Source organism: Sphingomonas phyllosphaerae 5.2, from assembly GCF_000419605.1.
Classification (GTDB): domain Bacteria; phylum Pseudomonadota; class Alphaproteobacteria; order Sphingomonadales; family Sphingomonadaceae; genus Sphingomonas; species Sphingomonas phyllosphaerae_B.
This window is the reverse complement of the sequence record NZ_ATTI01000001.1, coordinates 3,222,489-3,238,683: the sequence shown is the minus strand read 5'-3', so window position 1 is coordinate 3,238,683 and position 16,195 is coordinate 3,222,489. Positions and strand designations below refer to the sequence as shown.

Sequence of the window (16,195 nt, the reverse complement as noted above, 5' to 3'; positions counted from 1 at the left end):
GTTGCTGTACTGGATCGCCGAACAACTCGGTTTCGAGGGTGGTTTCAACCTCATCCGCTATCAGACGTTCCGCGCGGGTGCCGCGGTGGCGACGGCGCTGCTGATCGGCCTGATCATCGGGCCGCGCTTCATCGGCTGGCTGCGCGTACGGCAGGGCAAGGGCCAGCCGATCCGCGCCGACGGCCCGCAGACGCACCTCGCCAAGCGCGGCACGCCGACGATGGGCGGGCTGATGATCCTGACCAGCCTGGTGCTGGCAGTGCTGATCTGGATGGACCTGAGCAACCCGTTCGTCTGGGCGTGCCTGTTCGTCACGCTGGGTTTCGGCGCGATCGGCTTCCTCGACGATTACGACAAGGTACGGAAGGCGAGTACCGCGGGCGTCTCCGGCCGGGTGCGCCTGTTGCTCGAATTCGCGATCGCGGGCGTGGCGGCGTGGATCGTGATGCAGGAGAACGGTTCGGGACTCTATTTCCCGTTCACGAGCCGCTACTTCGTCGACCTCGGCTATTTCTATCCGGTCTTCGCCGCGTTCACGATCGTGGCGTTCGGCAATGCGGTGAACCTGACCGACGGGCTGGACGGGCTCGCGACGATGCCGGTCATCATCGCCAGCGTGGCGTTCATGCTGATCGTCTATCTCGCGGGCAATGTGAAGTTCGCGGATTACCTCGGCATCCCGCACGTGCCGCGCGCTGGCGAACTGGCGATCTTCTGCGGTGCGGTGATCGGCGGCGGGCTTGCGTTCCTGTGGTACAATGCGCCACCCGCGGCGGTGTTCATGGGCGACACCGGCAGCCTCGCGCTGGGCGGCGCGCTGGGCACGATCGCGGTGGTCTCGCATCACGAGATCGTGCTGGGGATCATCGGCGGACTGTTCGTGGTCGAAGCGATGTCGGTCATCATCCAGGTGTTCTGGTACAAGCGCACCGGCAAGCGCATCTTCCGCATGGCGCCGATCCACCACCATTTCGAGCAATTGGGGTGGAGCGAGCCGACGGTGGTGATCCGTTTCTGGATCATCGCGCTGGTGCTGGCACTGGCCGGCCTGTCGACGTTGAAGCTACGATGATCGTTTCGCGTACCTGGGCGGGCAAGCATTATGCGGTGCTCGGGCTGGCGCGCTCGGGCGCCGCGGTCGTTCGGGCGCTGCTCGCGGGCGGGGCGCGCGTGACGGCGTGGGACAATGATGCCGTGAAGTGTGGCGTGCTGGAGGACGAGTTCGGCGACGACGCGTTCGCTGCCGCCAATCTGGAGGCGTCGGACCTGACCGGGTTCGACGCGCTGGTCGTCTCCCCGGGGGTGCCGCTCAACACCCACCCGCTCGCCGCCCGGGCGCGTGCGGCCGGCGTGCCCGTCATCGGCGATATCGAGCTGTTCGCCCAGGCACGCGCCGACCTGCCGGCGCACAAGGTGGTCGGCATTACCGGCACCAACGGCAAGTCGACCACCACAGCGCTGGTCCACCACATCCTCGACACCGCGGGCGTGCCCGTGCGGATGGGGGGCAACATCGGCCTCCCGATCCTGGCGCAGGAATCGCTGCCGGAAGGTGGCGTCTATGTGCTGGAGCTGTCGAGCTACCAGATCGATTTGACCCGGACGCTGGACTGCGAGGTCGCGGTGTTGCTGAACGTCACGCCCGACCACCTCGATCGATACGATGGGCTGGCGGGTTATGCCGCGAGCAAGGCGCGGCTTTTCGCGATGCAGTCGCGCGCGCAGCTTGCGGTTGTCGACTATGAGGCCGAAGCGGAGTTCGGCGTGCTCGACGACGCGCCGGAGGGGATGGGCGTGCGCTTCATCGACGGCGTGCCGCTGCCCGGCGAGCAGGCGCGCTGGCCGTCGCTGCAAGGCCCGCATAACGCGCAGAACGTGCAGGCGGCGGTTGCGGTCGCCGAGGCGCTGGGCGTGACGGCCGACGACGTCGCGCGCGCGCTGGAAACGTTCACCGGCCTGCCGCACCGCATGGAGCGGGTTGCGACGCTGAACGGCGTCGCCTGGATCAACGACAGCAAGGCGACCAATCCCGAGAGCGCCGCGCCGGCGTTGGCGGCCTTTCCGCGCATCCACTGGATCGTCGGCGGGAAGGTGAAAGGCGACGGGCTCGACGCGTGCATTCCGCACCTGGGCAATGTCGTGCGCGCCTATACGATCGGCGAAGGCGGCCCGCGCTTCGCGGCGGTGCTGCGCGGCCAGGTGCCGGTCGCCGAGGTCGAGACGCTGGAGCGCGCGGTGAAGCTGGCGGCGCAGGAGGCGGAGCGCGGCGACGTGGTGCTGCTGTCGCCTGCCGCGGCGTCATTCGACCAATTCCGCGATTTCGAGGCACGCGGGCTCGCGTTCCGCGCAGCGGTGGAGGAACTGGCATGACCGATGTTCGCGCCGGCACCCGCGGCGAGCGTTCGCGCGAGAAGATCGCCCTGCGCAACCGCGGCGGGCGCGGCGATCCGTCGCCGCTCGGCACATGGTTCTGGGACATCGACCGCGTGCTGCTGCTGCTCGCGCTGTTCCTGATCGCAATCGGGTTGATCGCGGTCGCGGCGGGATCGCCGGCCAGCGCGATGCGCTATTCGGGCGAGCATCTGAAATTCGAGCCGCTGCATTATTTCTGGCGCCAGACGATGTGGGTGGCGGTGTCGTTGCCGGTGCTGTTCGGCGTGTCGATGCTGCCGCTGACGATGGCGCGCCGCATGTCGCTGATCGGTGCGGCGGTATGCATCGCGTTGATGGTGTTCGTGCCGTTCGTCGGCGTCAGCGTGAACGGCGCGCGCCGCTGGGTCGGGTTCGGGTTTGCGCAGTTCCAGCCATCGGAATTCCTGAAGCCGTTCTTCGTCGTTACGGTCGCATGGCTGCTGTCGTTCAAGTCGCGCGACGCCGAGCTGCCGGTGACCGCGATCACCGCCGGTTTGACCGGCGTGATCGCGGTGCTGCTGATGCTCCAGCCCGATTTCGGGCAGACGGTGATCTTCTGCACGATCTGGCTGGCGCTGGTGGTGATCGCGGGCACGCCGACGCGCGTGATCGTCGGGTTCCTGTCGATGATCCCGGTCGCGCTTGTCGCTGCATATTTGTTCTACAGCACCGCGCGGAAGCGGATCGACGCGTTCCTGTTCCCGAGTGTCGAAGGCGAAGGGGCGGCGGATCACTTCCAGACGAACGCCGCGCACAACACGCTGACGTCGGGCGGGTGGTTCGGAACAGGTCCGGGCGGCGGCACCGTGAAATTCGGGCTGCCCGAGGCGCATACCGACTATATCTTCTCGGTGATCGGCGAGGAATTCGGGTTGCTGGCGTGTATGATCGTCGCGCTCGCGTTCCTTGCGATCGTGGTGCGGGTGTTCGTGAAATTGCTTGATGAGCAGGATCCGTTCCGGCTGCTCGCGGCTTCCGGGCTGGCGGTGCAGTTCGGCGCGCAGGCGCTGGTGTCGATGGCGGTCAACACCGGGCTGGCGCCGTCGAAGGGCATGACGCTGCCGTTCATCAGCTATGGCGGGTCGTCGATGGTCGCCTTGTCGATGGGCATGGGCTTGCTGCTGGCGTTCACGCGCCGCAACCCGTTCCTGCTCCGCAGTCCTTATATCGCGCAGCAACGCTGGAGCGCCGAATGACGCAGGTCCGCGACTTTCGCCCTCGCCACTACGTACTCGCCGCCGGCGGGACCGGCGGGCACATGGTGCCGGCCGCGGCGCTGGCGGCGGAATTAACGAAGCGCGGTCATAGGGTTGCGTTGGTGAGCGATGCACGGGGGGTGCGGTTCCCGGGACTTTTCGAGGATGTGCAGACGCACGTCATCCCCGCAGGTCGCTTCGCCGGCGGGCCGATCGGCTGGGCAAAGGCGGCGCGGCTGATGGTGCAGGGGCGCAGCATGGCGCGCGAGCTATACCGCACGTTCCGCCCCGCAGCGGTGATCGGCTTTGGCGGTTACCCGGCGTTTCCAGCACTTTCGGCGGCATTCGCAAGCGGCATCCCGACTGCGGTGCACGAACAGAATGCAGTGCTGGGACGCGTCAACCGGCTGGTGGCGGGGCGCGTCGATGCGATCGCGACCAGCTATGCCGAGACCGAGCGGATGAAACCGCGGCACCGCAGCAAGGCGCACCTGATCGGCAATCCGGTGCGCGAAAGCGTGCTGGCGCTGCGCGCCAGGCCCTATCCGGTGCCGGAAGAGGACGGTATTTTCCGCGTTCTGGTGACGGGTGGTAGCCAGGGTGCGTCGATTTTGAGCGAGGTGGTGCCGGATGGTCTCGCGTTATTGCCCGTTGCGTTCCGGCGGCGCTTGCAGGTGACGCATCAGGCGCGGGTCGAGGACATCGACGCCGTGCGCGAGAAATATGCGAGCCTCGACATCGCCGCCGATCTCGCCACCTATTTGCCGGACCTGCCCGAGCAGCTCGGCTGGTCGCACATCGTGATCGCGCGCGCAGGCGCTTCGACGATCGCCGAGCTGACCGCCGCCGGCCGCCCCGCGATCCTCGTGCCGCTACCCTCGGCGACCGACGACCACCAGACCGCCAACGCGCGCGAGATCACCGCGGCGGGCGGCGCACGCACGATCGCGCAGACCGTCTTCACGCCGCCGGAACTCGCCAAGCAGATGCAGAAACTCGGACTCGATCCCGAAGCCCTCGGCAACGCCGCCACGCGCGCGCGGTCGTGCGGGGCGCCGCATGCCGTCACCGACCTCGCCGACCTGGTCGAAAGCCTCGACGCGCCCAAGGCACGCGTGATGGTGGGCAAGGCGCAAACGAAGCGGGCGTTCGCATGAAGGGCGTCGCGACCGATATCGGGACGATCCACTTCGTCGGCGTCGGCGGGATCGGCATGTCCGGGATCGCCGAGGTGATGCACAATCTGGGCTACAAGGTGCAGGGCTCCGACGTGGCCGAGGGCTATGTGGTCGAGGGGCTGCGCGCGCGCGGCATCGCGGTGACGATCGGGCACGACGCCGCCAACGTGGAGGGCGTGGCGGTGGTCGTCACCTCGACCGCGGTGAAGCGCGGCAACCCGGAGGTCGAGGCGGCATTGCGCAACCGTATCCCGGTGGTGCGGCGCGCCGAGATGCTGGCCGAGCTGATGCGGCTGAAATCGACGGTCGCGGTGGCTGGGACGCACGGCAAGACCACGACGACCTCGATGGTCGCGGCGCTGCTGGATGCCGGTGGGGTCGACCCGACCGTCATCAACGGCGGGATCATCAACAGCTACGGCTCGAACGCGCGGCTGGGCGCGAGCGACTGGATGGTGGTGGAGGCAGACGAGAGCGACGGCAGCTTCCTGCGGCTGGACGGCACGATCGCGGTGGTCACCAACATCGATCCCGAACACCTCGACCATTACGGCAGCTTCGAGCGCGCCAAGGACGCGTATGTCGAGTTCGTCGAGAACGTGCCCTTCTACGGCGCGGCCTTGCTGTGCCTCGATCATCCGGAGGTGCAGGCGCTGATCCCGCGCGTGCGCGACCGGCGGATCGTGACTTACGGCTTTGCGGCGTCGGCGGATGTGCGCGGCGTGAACGTGACCCCCTATCCCGGCGGCAACCGGTTCGAGGCGCAGATCCGCGCACGCGATGGCGGAGTGCGCTCGATCGAGGGCATCGACCTGCCGATGCCGGGGCGGCACAATGTGCAGAATGCGCTGGCCGCGATCGGCGTCGCGCTGGAACTGGGGATCGACGACGCGACGATCAGCAAGGGGTTCGAGCGGTTCACGGGTGTGAAACGGCGCTTCACTAAGGTCGGCGAGGTGCCCGTCGACGGCGGCGTCGCCACGATCGTCGACGATTACGGGCATCACCCGGTCGAGATCCGCGCCGTGCTGGCCGCGGCGCGCGAGTCGGCGGAAGGGCGCGTGATCGCGGTGGTGCAGCCGCACCGTTATTCGCGGCTCGGCAATTTGATGGAGGACTTCCGCGGCGCGTTCAATGACGCCGACCTCGTCTATGTCACCCCGGTCTACGCCGCCGGCGAGGCGCCGATGCCCGGCGTCGATGCCGAGGCGCTGGTCGCCGGGCTGCGCGACCGCGGGCACCGGCAGGCGGCGGTGGTCGCCGACGCCGCCGCGCTGGCCGACGAACTCGCGGGCGAGATCCGCGCGGGCGATCAGGTGATCTGCCTGGGCGCGGGCGACATCACCAAATGGGCCGCGGGCCTGGCGAGCGCGATCGGGGAACGCGCGTGACCGCCGGGTTCGAGGCCGCGACCGGCTGGCAAAAGCAGCGGCTGGACAGGCAGCGCAGCGCGCGGGAATTCGGGCGGGTGCCGACCGACGCAGGCGCGGCGCTGATGATGGCGCAGGAGGCGACCACGGCGGCGTGGCAGGCCCGGGCGCAGCGCCGGCGCGTCGCACCGTCGAAAGCCGACGCGCGGTGAGCGAATTGCCCGCCGTCCGCGGCCGCCTGACCGCGCACGCGCCGCTGGCGCCGCTCGTCTGGTTCAAGGCCGGCGGCGCGGCGCAATGGCTGTTCGAGCCGGCCGACGCCGATGATCTCGCCGATTTCCTGCGCGGGCTGGACCCGGCGGTGCCGGTGCTGGCGCTGGGGCTGGGATCGAACCTGATCGTGCGCGACGGCGGGGTGCCGGGGGTCGTGATCCGGCTCGGCAAGCCGTTCGCGGGCGTGACGGCGCTGGATGCGACGACACTGCGCTGCGGCGGCGGGGCGAGCGGCATCCTCGTCTCCTCGACCGCGCGCGACGCCGGTGTGGCGGGTCTGGAATTCCTGCGCTCGATCCCCGGCACGGTCGGCGGGTTCGTGCGGATGAACGGCGGCGCCTATGGCCGCGAAACCGCCGACGTGCTGGTGGAGGCCGAGGTGGTGCTGCGTTCGGGCGAGCGGCGGACGATCGCGGTCGGCGATCTCGGCTATACCTATCGCCATTCGGCGCTGCCGGCGGGTGCGCTGGTAATCGCCGCGACATTCCGCGGGACGCCGGGCGAGCCCGCGGGGATCCAGGCGGAGATGGACCGGATCGCGGCCGCACGCGAGGCGTCGCAGCCGTTGCGTTCGAAGACCGGCGGATCCACGTTCAAGAACCCCGACGGCCACAAGGCGTGGGCGCTGGTGGATGCCGCAGGCTGCCGCGGTCTGCGGCGCGGCGATGCGCAGGTGAGCGAGAAGCATACGAATTTCCTGCTGAACCTCGGCACGGCGTCCAGCGCGGAGATCGAGGCGCTGGGCGAGGACGTGCGGGCGCGCGTGAAGGCGGCGAGCGGGATCGAACTGGAGTGGGAGATTCAGCGCGTGGGCGTTGCTTCCGAAAACGGAGAGGCAGCATGACGGCGCTTCATATCGCGGTCCTGATGGGCGGGTGGTCGGCGGAGCGCGCAGTGTCGCTGTCGTCGGGGAATGGCGTGGCCGATGCGCTCGAATCGCTGGGGCACCGCGTCACACGGATCGACATGGGCCGCGACGTCGCCGCACGGCTGGCCGCGACGGCTCCCGATCTGGTCTTCAACGCGCTGCACGGCACCCCCGGCGAGGACGGCAGCGTGCAGGGGATGATGGACCTGATGGGGGTGCGTTATACCCATTCGGGGCTCGCCACCTCCGTGATCGCGATCGACAAGGTACTGACCAAGCAGGTGCTGGTGCCCGCGGGCGTGCCGATGCCGGGTGGCCGGATCGTCACGTCGGCGGAGGTGCACGAGGGCGATCCGCTGCCGCGCCCCTATGTGCTGAAGCCGGTCAACGAAGGCTCGTCGGTGGGCGTCGCGATCGTCACCGATGCGGGCAATTACGGCAACCCGATCGCGCGCGACGCGACCGGGCCGTGGCAGGAATTCGACGAGCTGCTGGCCGAGCCCTACGTCCGCGGGCGCGAGCTGACCACGGCGGTGCTGGGCGGAGTCGACGGCCCCCGCGCGCTGGGCGTCACCGAGTTGCGGCCGAAATCGGGCTGGTACGATTACGATGCCAAATATACCGACGGGATGACCGAGCACGTCTTTCCCGCCGAAATTCCCGACGAGATCACGCAGGCGTGCATGGCGCTGGCATTGCAGGCGCATCGCGTGCTGGGGTGCCGGGGGACAAGCCGGTCGGACTTCCGCTGGGACGACGAGCGCGGTGTCGACGGGCTGTTCCTGCTGGAGGTCAACACGCAACCGGGGATGACGCCGCTGAGCCTCGTTCCCGAACAGGCGCGGCATACCGGCATGAGCTATCCCGCGCTGGTGCAGGCGATCGTCGACGAGGCGATGGCCGGATCGGTTGCCGGGCCGACGGCCGGGGCCGCGCCGCTATGAGCCGTACGATCAAGCGTGGCGCCACGCCGCCGCCGCGCCGCGCCGCGGGTACCCGCCGGCGCGTCCCCAAGGCATCGCTGGGCGACCGGTTGCTTGCCAAGCTGCCGATCGGCGAGGACACGCTCCGCAAGGCGGTGACGTGGACGGTGCTGGGCGGCGTCGGCGTCGCGACGCTGTTCGTCGCCAACGTGCTGGGCGTGCCGCAGGCGATCGGCGCCGGCATCGCCGAGGCGGCCGGGCGTGCGGGGCTGCGCGTCGAGCAGGTCGACATCACCGGGTTGAAGCGGATGGACCGCGAGACGGTGTATGCCGTCGCGCTGGAGGATCAGTCGAGCCGCGCGATGCTGCGCGTCGACCTGGAGCGCGTGCGCGAGCGGTTGCTGGCCTATGGCTGGGTGTCCGATGCCTATGTCGCGCGCCGGCTGCCCGACCGGCTGGTGATCCACATCACCGAGCGCGAGCCGGCGGCGATCTGGCAGGACCACGGACAATTGACGCTGATCGACGATACCGGGCGCTTGCTGGCGCCGGTCGATCCGTCGCGGATGCCGGACCTGCCGCTGGTGATCGGGCCGGGCGCCGACCAGCAGGAGCCGGGTTATCAGGCGCTGCTCGCCGCCGCGCCCGCGCTGCGCCCGCGCATCCGCGCCGCGACCTGGGTCGGCAACCGCCGCTGGGACCTGACCTTCACGACCGGCGAGACGCTGGCGCTGCCGCAGGACGGCGCACCGCAGGCGCTGATCAAGTTCGCGCAGATGGACGGCGCCGATCCGCTGCTCGGCAAGGGCTGGCTGCGGTTCGACATGCGCGATCCCGCCAAGATGTATGCGCGCCGCGCCGGGCAGGACAAGCAGCAGGTGGCGGACGACGGGCGCAACGATCCGCCCGCCGCTGCGGCGACCGTAGCGGGCAGCAACGTGACGGGCGATAACAACACGATCACCGAGGCGCGCGCCGGGGAAGCGTTGCGGTCCGGCGAGGCATGAGGGGGTAAGGCGATGGCGAAGGCAGCACCGGACGGCTTGATAACCGCGCTCGATATCGGATCGTCCAAGGTATCGGCGATGATCGCGCAGAAGGGCGACGGCGGCGAACTGGTGGTGCTGGGCACCGGCCAGCGCGAGAGCCGCGGCGTGAAGCGCGGCTATATCGCCGACATGGACGCGACCGAAGTCGCGGTGCGCGAGGCGGTGGAGCAGGCCGAGCGGATCGCCGGCTTCAATATCGAGAACGTCTGGGCGGGCTTCTCGGCCGGCGGACTGGTGAGCGACGAGGCGTTCATCGAGGCCGAACTGGGCGGGATGCGGATCGAGCAGGCCGATATCGACGCGCTGCTCCACGAAGGTCGCCAGTCGATCGATCCGCAGGGGCGGATGGTGCTGCACGCGCAGCCGGCGCTCTACACGCTCGACGGGCTGACCGGCGTGAAGAAGCCGCTGGGGCTGCATGCCGACCGGCTGGGCGTGCACATCCACGTCATCGCGGCGGACGGATCGCCGGTGCGCAACCTCGACCTGTGTGTTCGCTCGGCGCATCTGGAGGTGAAGTCGATCATCGCCGCTCCGGTCGCGACCGGGCTGGCCTGCCTGACCGGCGAGGAGCGCGACCTGGGCGTGGCGCTGGTCGAGATCGGGGCGGGCATCACCAACGTGTCGCTGTTCGCGGGCTCGATGCTGGTCGGGCTCAAGTCGCTGCCGTTCGGCGCGGCGGACATCACCGACGACATCGCGAGCGCCTTCGGGACGACGCGCCTGCAGGCGGAGCGGATCAAGTGTTTCCACGGCTCCGCCAACGCTTCGCCGCGCGACAACCACGAGATGGTGACGATCCGCGAGCGGACGCAGGAAGAGGATTCGGAAGCGCTCCAGATCACCAAGGCGGCGCTGATCGCGGTGATCCGCCAGCGGCTGGAGCATCTGGTCGGCGAGATCCAGGCGGCGCTGAAGGAATTGAAGTTCGAAGGGCCGGTCGGGCGGCAGGTGGTGCTGACCGGCGGCGGCGCGGAGTTGAAGGGCATCGCCGATTATGCGCAGCAGGCGCTGGGTCGGTCGGTGCGGATCGGGCGGCCGCGCGGGCTGACGGGGTTGCCGGAGGCGCATGCCGGACCGGGATTCGCGACGCTGGCGGGGCTGGCGTTTTTCGCGGCGAGCGATCCGATCGACCTGCGCGGGCTGGTGCCGACGCAGCAGATGGTGCACCGGCAGCGGGGCTTGCGCGGCTTCTGGAAGCTGGTTCAGGCCGCCAAGGCAAATTATTGACGCAACAGCAGGGCGTTTCGCGGTGTTTCCTCTTTCGCCGCGCGCCAGCATGTTGCACATCGGTGTAAACGGCCCGTTACCACGATCTGCGATGCGGGCGGACGGAGTAAGTTTGCGATGAGCATCGAATTCATCACCCCCGACGTCGACGACCTGACCCCCCGGATCACGGTGGTGGGCGTGGGCGGCGCCGGCGGCAATGCGATCGCGAACATGATGCGCGCCGACGTGCAGGGCGTGAACTTCCTGGTCGCCAACACCGACGCGCAGGCGCTGAAGCAGTCGGAGGCCGACCAGAAGATCCAGCTCGGCGCCAAGATCACGCAGGGCCTGGGCGCGGGTAGCCGCCCCGAAATCGGGCGCGCGGCCGCCGAGGAGACGATCGAGGAACTGTCGCGCCTGCTCGAAGGCAGCCACATGTGCTTCATCGCCGCGGGCATGGGCGGCGGCACCGGCACCGGCGCGGCCCCGGTCATCGCCAAGGCGGCGCGCGACATGGGGATACTGACGGTCGGCGTCGTGACCAAGCCGTTCAGCTTCGAGGGCGCGCGCCGCTCGCGTTCGGCCGATGCCGGTATCGAGGAGCTGCAGAAGTTCGTCGACACGCTGATCGTGATCCCGAACCAGAACCTGTTCCTGGTCGCCAATGCGAACACGACCTTCAAGCAGGCGTTCGAAATGGCGGACGAGGTGCTGCAGCAGGGCGTGCGCGGCATCACGGACCTGATGGTCATGCCCGGCCTCATCAACCTCGATTTCGCCGACGTCCGATCGGTGATGCAGGAGATGGGCAAGGCGATGATGGGCACCGGCGAGGCGGAAGGCGACGACCGCGCACTGATCGCTGCGCAGAAGGCGATCGCCAACCCGCTGCTCGACGGCGTGTCGATGCAGGGCGCCAAGGGCGTCATCGTCTCGATCACCGGCGGCGACGACATGCGCCTGCTAGAGGTCGACGAGGCCGCGAACCACATCCGCGAGCTGGTCGATCCCGACGCCAACATCATCTGGGGTTCGGCGTTCAACCCGGAGCTGGAAGGCAAGATCCGCGTCTCGGTGGTCGCGACCGGCATAGAGAGTGTCGGACAGAGCGCCGCTCCGGCCGCGGCAAGCGCCCCGTCGGAGCCGCCGCGCACGTTCAGCTTCTCGGCCCCGCGCCGTGCGGAGCCGACCCCGGCACCGACCGCCGCCGCTCCCGCGCCGGCCGCGCAGCCGAGCGCCGCCTCGCAGCCGACCGCCTACGAGCCGGCCTCCGCCGTTCCGCCGCAGCAGCCGAGCGGCGCCGCCGCCGGTGCGATGGCCGAAGGCGTGCCACCCGCCAATGCGGGCGCCGGCATCGACCCGTCGCCGGCGCGTCCGAACGAGGACGAACTGGTGCTCGGTGCCGAGTCGCTGATGCCCGCCGCTGCGCCCGCGCCTGCGCCCGCCGCCGGCGATCCGGCACGTCGCCGCTTCCTGTCGCCGAGCGGCGAGGAAGAGGCACCCGCTGCACCGCGCGTGAAGCTGGGCGGCACGCTGTTCGAGCGCATGCAGAACGCGACCCGCAATGCCGGTGGCCGCGTGGCCGACGACGAGGGTCGCGAGCCAGGCGACCTGCCGCGCTTCCTGCACCGCCAGAACAACCAGTAACCCGAGACCCGCACGGCGATGCCGGCAATCGCCGTGCATCGCCGCGTTGGCTCGTTTCGTCGCACGCCTGCCGGCCATGTCATTGCCGGTTCAGCCGCCGGCGGCTCTATGGCGCGATGACCTCCCTCCCGTCCGTCGTTGCTAACGTCGCGGCACACGCTGCGCGTATGCGCCGGACCCAGGAATGCTTCGCCACCACGGCCATGACCGACACGTACCGCTTCTCCGTTCCGGTCGCCAAGACCCTCCGGCCCGGTGCCGGGCCCCGTTGCCGGTCGCGCCACCGCGCGCGCCGGGAGCAGCGCGCATGACGCGATCTCAACGACGTGCTGCCTTCACGCGCGGGCTGGCCGTAGTTTTGGCCACGCTACCGCTGCCGGGTGTCACCGCGCACGCGCAGGAAGTGGTCGCTGCCGCCAACCCGGATGCCGACCGGCTGGCCGACGTCGTCCGCCGGCTGGGCGCATCGCCGCGCGACCTGTCGGCGCTGATCGAGGCAGGCGACCTGTCGTTCGCGCTGGGCGATGCGACTGCCGCCGCCGCCTTCTACAAGCGCGGTGAGGCAATCGATCCCAACAACGGCCGGATCAAGGCCGGGATCGCGCGCATCCTGGTCAACGGCGAGCGTCCGGGCGAGGCGCTGCGCTTCTTCGAGCAGGCGCAGCGGCACGGCGCGCCGATGGCGCACTATGCCGACGACCGCGGGCTGGCATACGACCTGATCGGCGAGCAGGCGCGCGCGCAGCAGGATTATCGACTGGCGCTGTCGCAAGGCGGGCGCGACGCGGGCGAACTGGACGAGACGCGCCGCCGCTATGCATTGTCGCTGGGGATTTCGGGCCGCCAGGAGGAGGCGCTGGCGGAGATCGACACGCTGCTACGCAAGTCGGATCGCGGGGCGTGGCGTGCGCGTGCCTTCATCCTGGCGATGAACGGCGACGTGTCCGGTGCGAACAAGATCGCATCGAGCATGATGCCGCGCGGCATGGCGGGCGGGCTGGCGGCCTTCTTCCAGCGGCTGCCGACGCTGTCGCCGGTCGACCGGGCGTTCGCAGTGCATTTCGGCGAAGTGGCGCCGACCGCGGCACGGCTGGCGGACGCGCGGATGGTGCCGGCGTTGACGCCGCTGGCGGTCGCGCCTGCGCCGGTGCAGGTGGCCGCCGCGCCGGTGGTGCAGCCGCTGCCGCAGAAGCGGCTGTCGCGTAGCGAGCAGCGCAAGCGCGATCGCGCGGTGCAGCTCGCCGCGGCGAACACGCGCGTGCCGACCTCGATACCGACGCCGTCGCGCCCGGCCGCGACGGCGCAGCCCGCGCCGGTGCAGAGCACGACGCCGACACCGCAGATGGTACAGACGGTGCCGACGACCACGCGCGCCGTGCCGGATCCGGTGCCGGCCGCGGCCCCCTCTACCCCGGAACGGCAGCCGGTTCCGACGCAGGTGGCGCAGGCGACACCCGCTCCGGTCCCGGTTCCCGCCACCACGGCTGCGCCGCTGCGTTCGACGCCCACGCCGACGCAATTGGCGAGCGCAGCCACGGCCGCGCCGGTGCCGCGCCCGGCGCGCCGCATCACGCCGCCGCCGTTGCGTGCGGTGCCGCGGATCAGCGAGGATTCGATCCTTGCGCGGATCGTCGCGGGAATTTCCGTGCCAGCCACCGAACTGGGGGTCAGGCCGATGCCGGGCGCGCAGCGCATGCCGGTCGTCGCGCCACCCGCGCCGGCGGCCGCGACGCTGGATGAAGCCGCGCAGACCGCCGAGCGCAACGCCGCCGCCGACGAGCAGAAGCGCCCGCGGCTCGCTGCCGCGAAGCGCGTCGCACAAAAGGCCCCGGTGATCGAAGCCGAGGAGACGCCGGTTGCGAAGCCGACGCCCAAGGCCACCGACAAGCCGCTCGATCGCAAGGCACGCGCGAAGGAACTCGCCGCAGAAAAGGTGAAGAAGGAAGTCGCCGCCAAGGAGGCCGCCGAGAAGAAGGCGGCGCGCGCCGAGCCCGAGCGGATCTGGGTGCAGATCGCCAGCGGCGCGAACGCCGGTGATTTGCCGAAGGCGTGGAAGGGGGCGCAGGGCAAAGCCGACGCGCTGGCCGGCAAGCGCGCCTTCAGCGTCGCCAACCGCGCGACGAACCGGCTGGTGACCGGGCCGTTCAAGACCGAGGCGGAAGCACGTGCGATGGTCAACACGCTGAAGAAGCAGGGGCTCTCCGCCTTCACCTTTACCAGCGAGGCCGGCCAGAAGATGACGCGGCTGGGCGGGAAGTAACATGGCGGAATGCGCGCCGTGGGCGTCGGACCCGGCGCGCAGCCGCGGGCGGCTCCACCCCGAGGAGAGCGCCGATCGCGGCCCGCGCGACGCGTTCCAGCGCGACCGCGACCGGATCATCCACTCGATCAGCTTCCGGCGGCTGCGCCACAAGACGCAGGTGTTCCTGGCCCCCGACGGCGACCACTTCCGCGTCCGCCTGACCCACAGCCTGGAGGTGGCGCAGATCGGGCGGACGATCGCGCGCGTGCTGGGGCTGAACGAGGACCTGACCGAGGCGCTGTGCCTGGCCCACGACATCGGCCACCCACCGTTTGGCCACGCCGGGGAAGATGCGCTGCGTCAGGCGATGCGCGACGCGGGCGGATTCGATCACAACGGCCACACGTTGCGCACGCTGATGCGGATCGAGCGCCCCTATCCGCGCTGGCCGGGGCTGAACCTGACATGGGAAACGCTGGAGGGGCTGGCCAAGCACAACGGGCCGATCGCGGTGCCGCCATGGGCGCTGGCCGCGGCGGATGCCGAGGCGCGACTGGAACTGACCAGCCATGCCTCGCTGGAGGCGCAGGTGGCGGCGCTGGCCGACGACATCGCCTATGACAATCACGATATCGACGACGGGCTGCGCGCCGGGCTTCTGACGCTGGAGCAGATCGAGGCCGTGCCGTTGGTTGCGGACGGGTGGCGGCGGGTCGACGCACGCTTCCCCGACCTGCCGCGCGAACGGCTGGCAGGTGAGCTGATCCGCAGCCAGATCGGCGCGATGGTCAACGACCTGATCGCTGAATCGCGCGCGCGGATCGCGGACGCGGCGGTGGGGAGTGTCGAGGACGTGCGGGCGGCCGGGCGTGCGCTGATCGGTTTCTCGCCGGCGATGGCGACGGCGGAGCGCACGTTGAAGCGCTTCATGTACGCCAATCTGTATCATCATCCCCGCCAGCTGGAGGCGGCATCGGCGGCGCAGCGCGTCGTGTCCGCACTGTTTGCGGCGTATCGCGGCGATCCGGGGCTGCTGCCGGAGGAATGGCGGCTGCGGTTGCCGAAGGGCGAGCCGGGGGTCAGCCGCCACATCGCCGATTTCATCGCGGGGATGACCGATCGCTACGCGGTGTCGCGGTATCGCGAGGTCGTCGGGCCGATCGATCTGCCCGAGGGTTTTTAGGGCGAGGATTTTTAGGGCGAGGCAACGCGCGTTGCAGCGCAACGTTCGTCATTTCGAGCGCGCGAAGCAGTCCAGAGTCGGACCAGGACGCCCTGGATTGCCTCGCTACGCTCGCAATGACGGGCAGGGATGGGGCCCATGTGATCCTGCGACAGGCAGTGAGCCGTTGCAGGTCGTTGTTTTACCGTCGCTCCTGACCCGGTGCGGGTTCCGATCCCTTTCCGGGCCGATCGCGAGCGCACCCGGAGGTGCAACCCGGCAGGCGATGGCGGATCGCTCCCCGGTTTTCCACCAGAGCAGCGATCCGCGACCGATCAGTTGCTGGCGACAGCGGTTCCCAGCGGGCGGCTGGCGCGGAACGAGACGGTGCGGCCGTTGGCCTGGCCGGAGACGCGCGTGCCGTTGACGGTGAGGCGGAAGCGCGAATCGCTGCCGACCTCATGCCCCTGGATCAGCGTGGTGCCGTCGTCGTTCGGGGTGAGGGTATAGACATAGGTGTGACCGTCGCGCGTGAAGCTGCGCTCCCCGGTCGCAGCAAATGCAGTGGCGGGCAGCAGGACGGCGGCGGCGGCGGCGAGGATGGTCAGCGAGCGCATCGGTCTATCTTCCCTGTCTACGATTGATGCGGTGCAGCATCCATGT

At 69.8% G+C, this 16,195-nt stretch carries 14 protein-coding genes; 13 read left to right on the top strand and 1 reads right to left on the bottom strand.

Features of this window, described 5'->3' with window-relative positions:
* Nucleotide 1 precedes the first annotated feature (1 nt).
* From mraY to SPHPHY_RS0115300, 13 genes are all read left to right on the top strand, one after another.
* On the top strand, nt 2-1,072 hold the full coding sequence (gene mraY / locus SPHPHY_RS0115365; RefSeq protein ID WP_022687577.1) for a phospho-N-acetylmuramoyl-pentapeptide-transferase: 1,071 nt from the start codon (nt 2-4) through the stop codon (nt 1,070-1,072).
* A complete protein-coding gene (gene murD, locus SPHPHY_RS0115360) occupies nt 1,069-2,370 on the top strand; it encodes a UDP-N-acetylmuramoyl-L-alanine--D-glutamate ligase (protein ID WP_022687576.1) in 1,302 nt (433 codons plus the stop codon). The genes mraY and murD overlap by 4 nt, the downstream gene beginning before the upstream one ends.
* Nucleotides 2,367-3,608: an FtsW/RodA/SpoVE family cell cycle protein gene (locus tag SPHPHY_RS0115355; RefSeq protein WP_022687575.1), complete on the top strand. Its 1,242-nt coding sequence runs from the start codon at nt 2,367-2,369 to the stop codon at nt 3,606-3,608. Before murD ends, SPHPHY_RS0115355 begins: the two co-directional genes overlap by 4 nt.
* Nucleotides 3,605-4,765, top strand: coding sequence for an undecaprenyldiphospho-muramoylpentapeptide beta-N-acetylglucosaminyltransferase (gene murG / locus SPHPHY_RS0115350; protein WP_022687574.1), 1,161 nt, complete (start codon nt 3,605-3,607; stop codon nt 4,763-4,765). The genes SPHPHY_RS0115355 and murG overlap by 4 nt, the downstream gene beginning before the upstream one ends.
* Nucleotides 4,762-6,177 (top strand): UDP-N-acetylmuramate--L-alanine ligase, encoded by a 1,416-nt coding sequence (gene murC, locus SPHPHY_RS0115345; RefSeq protein WP_022687573.1) that lies wholly within the window; start codon nt 4,762-4,764, stop codon nt 6,175-6,177. Before murG ends, murC begins: the two co-directional genes overlap by 4 nt.
* Nucleotides 6,174-6,368: a hypothetical protein gene (locus SPHPHY_RS20350; protein ID WP_156025113.1), complete on the top strand. Its 195-nt coding sequence runs from the start codon at nt 6,174-6,176 to the stop codon at nt 6,366-6,368. Before murC ends, SPHPHY_RS20350 begins: the two co-directional genes overlap by 4 nt.
* Nucleotides 6,365-7,273: a UDP-N-acetylmuramate dehydrogenase gene (gene murB / locus SPHPHY_RS0115335; RefSeq protein WP_022687571.1), complete on the top strand. Its 909-nt coding sequence runs from the start codon at nt 6,365-6,367 to the stop codon at nt 7,271-7,273. The genes SPHPHY_RS20350 and murB overlap by 4 nt, the downstream gene beginning before the upstream one ends.
* The gene (locus SPHPHY_RS0115330) at nt 7,270-8,241 is read left to right on the top strand and encodes a D-alanine--D-alanine ligase (protein WP_022687570.1); all 972 of its coding nucleotides are present in this window, start codon (nt 7,270-7,272) and stop codon (nt 8,239-8,241) included. Before murB ends, SPHPHY_RS0115330 begins: the two co-directional genes overlap by 4 nt.
* Nucleotides 8,238-9,227, top strand: coding sequence for a cell division protein FtsQ/DivIB (locus SPHPHY_RS0115325; RefSeq protein ID WP_022687569.1), 990 nt, complete (start codon nt 8,238-8,240; stop codon nt 9,225-9,227). The genes SPHPHY_RS0115330 and SPHPHY_RS0115325 overlap by 4 nt, the downstream gene beginning before the upstream one ends.
* A 12-nt stretch (nt 9,228-9,239) precedes the next feature.
* Nucleotides 9,240-10,499 (top strand): cell division protein FtsA, encoded by a 1,260-nt coding sequence (gene ftsA / locus SPHPHY_RS0115320; protein ID WP_022687568.1) that lies wholly within the window; start codon nt 9,240-9,242, stop codon nt 10,497-10,499.
* Between the two features lie 117 nt (nt 10,500-10,616).
* Nucleotides 10,617-12,128 carry a cell division protein FtsZ gene (gene ftsZ, locus SPHPHY_RS0115315; RefSeq protein WP_022687567.1) on the top strand — a complete coding sequence of 504 codons (1,512 nt, stop codon included), beginning with the start codon at nt 10,617-10,619 and terminating at the stop codon, nt 12,126-12,128.
* 307 nt (nt 12,129-12,435) lie between these two features.
* On the top strand, nt 12,436-14,388 hold the full coding sequence (locus tag SPHPHY_RS20345; protein WP_156025112.1) for an SPOR domain-containing protein: 1,953 nt from the start codon (nt 12,436-12,438) through the stop codon (nt 14,386-14,388).
* A 1-nt stretch (nt 14,389) separates the two neighbouring features.
* The gene (locus tag SPHPHY_RS0115300) at nt 14,390-15,553 is read left to right on the top strand and encodes a deoxyguanosinetriphosphate triphosphohydrolase (RefSeq protein WP_022687564.1); all 1,164 of its coding nucleotides are present in this window, start codon (nt 14,390-14,392) and stop codon (nt 15,551-15,553) included.
* Nucleotides 15,554-15,867: 314 nt separating this feature from the next.
* Here SPHPHY_RS0115300 and SPHPHY_RS20340 read toward each other — a convergent pair whose 3' ends face one another.
* On the bottom strand, nt 15,868-16,149 hold the full coding sequence (locus SPHPHY_RS20340) for a hypothetical protein (RefSeq protein ID WP_022687563.1): 282 nt from the start codon (nt 16,147-16,149) through the stop codon (nt 15,868-15,870).
* Nucleotides 16,150-16,195: the final 46 nt, after the last annotated feature.

Coding starts and splice junctions, on each gene's coding strand:
- murD (WP_022687576.1), top strand. CDS start 1,069: ATGATCGTTTCGCGTACCTGGGCGGGCAAGCATTATGCGGTGCTCGGG.
- SPHPHY_RS0115355 (WP_022687575.1), top strand. CDS start 2,367: ATGACCGATGTTCGCGCCGGCACCCGCGGCGAGCGTTCGCGCGAGAAG.
- murG (WP_022687574.1), top strand. CDS start 3,605: ATGACGCAGGTCCGCGACTTTCGCCCTCGCCACTACGTACTCGCCGCC.
- murC (WP_022687573.1), top strand. CDS start 4,762: ATGAAGGGCGTCGCGACCGATATCGGGACGATCCACTTCGTCGGCGTC.
- SPHPHY_RS0115330 (WP_022687570.1), top strand. CDS start 7,270: ATGACGGCGCTTCATATCGCGGTCCTGATGGGCGGGTGGTCGGCGGAG.
- SPHPHY_RS0115325 (WP_022687569.1), top strand. CDS start 8,238: ATGAGCCGTACGATCAAGCGTGGCGCCACGCCGCCGCCGCGCCGCGCC.
- ftsA (WP_022687568.1), top strand. CDS start 9,240: ATGGCGAAGGCAGCACCGGACGGCTTGATAACCGCGCTCGATATCGGA.
- ftsZ (WP_022687567.1), top strand. CDS start 10,617: ATGAGCATCGAATTCATCACCCCCGACGTCGACGACCTGACCCCCCGG.
- SPHPHY_RS20345 (WP_156025112.1), top strand. CDS start 12,436: ATGACGCGATCTCAACGACGTGCTGCCTTCACGCGCGGGCTGGCCGTA.
- SPHPHY_RS0115300 (WP_022687564.1), top strand. CDS start 14,390: ATGGCGGAATGCGCGCCGTGGGCGTCGGACCCGGCGCGCAGCCGCGGG.
- SPHPHY_RS20340 (WP_022687563.1), bottom strand. CDS start 16,149: ATGCGCTCGCTGACCATCCTCGCCGCCGCCGCCGCCGTCCTGCTGCCC.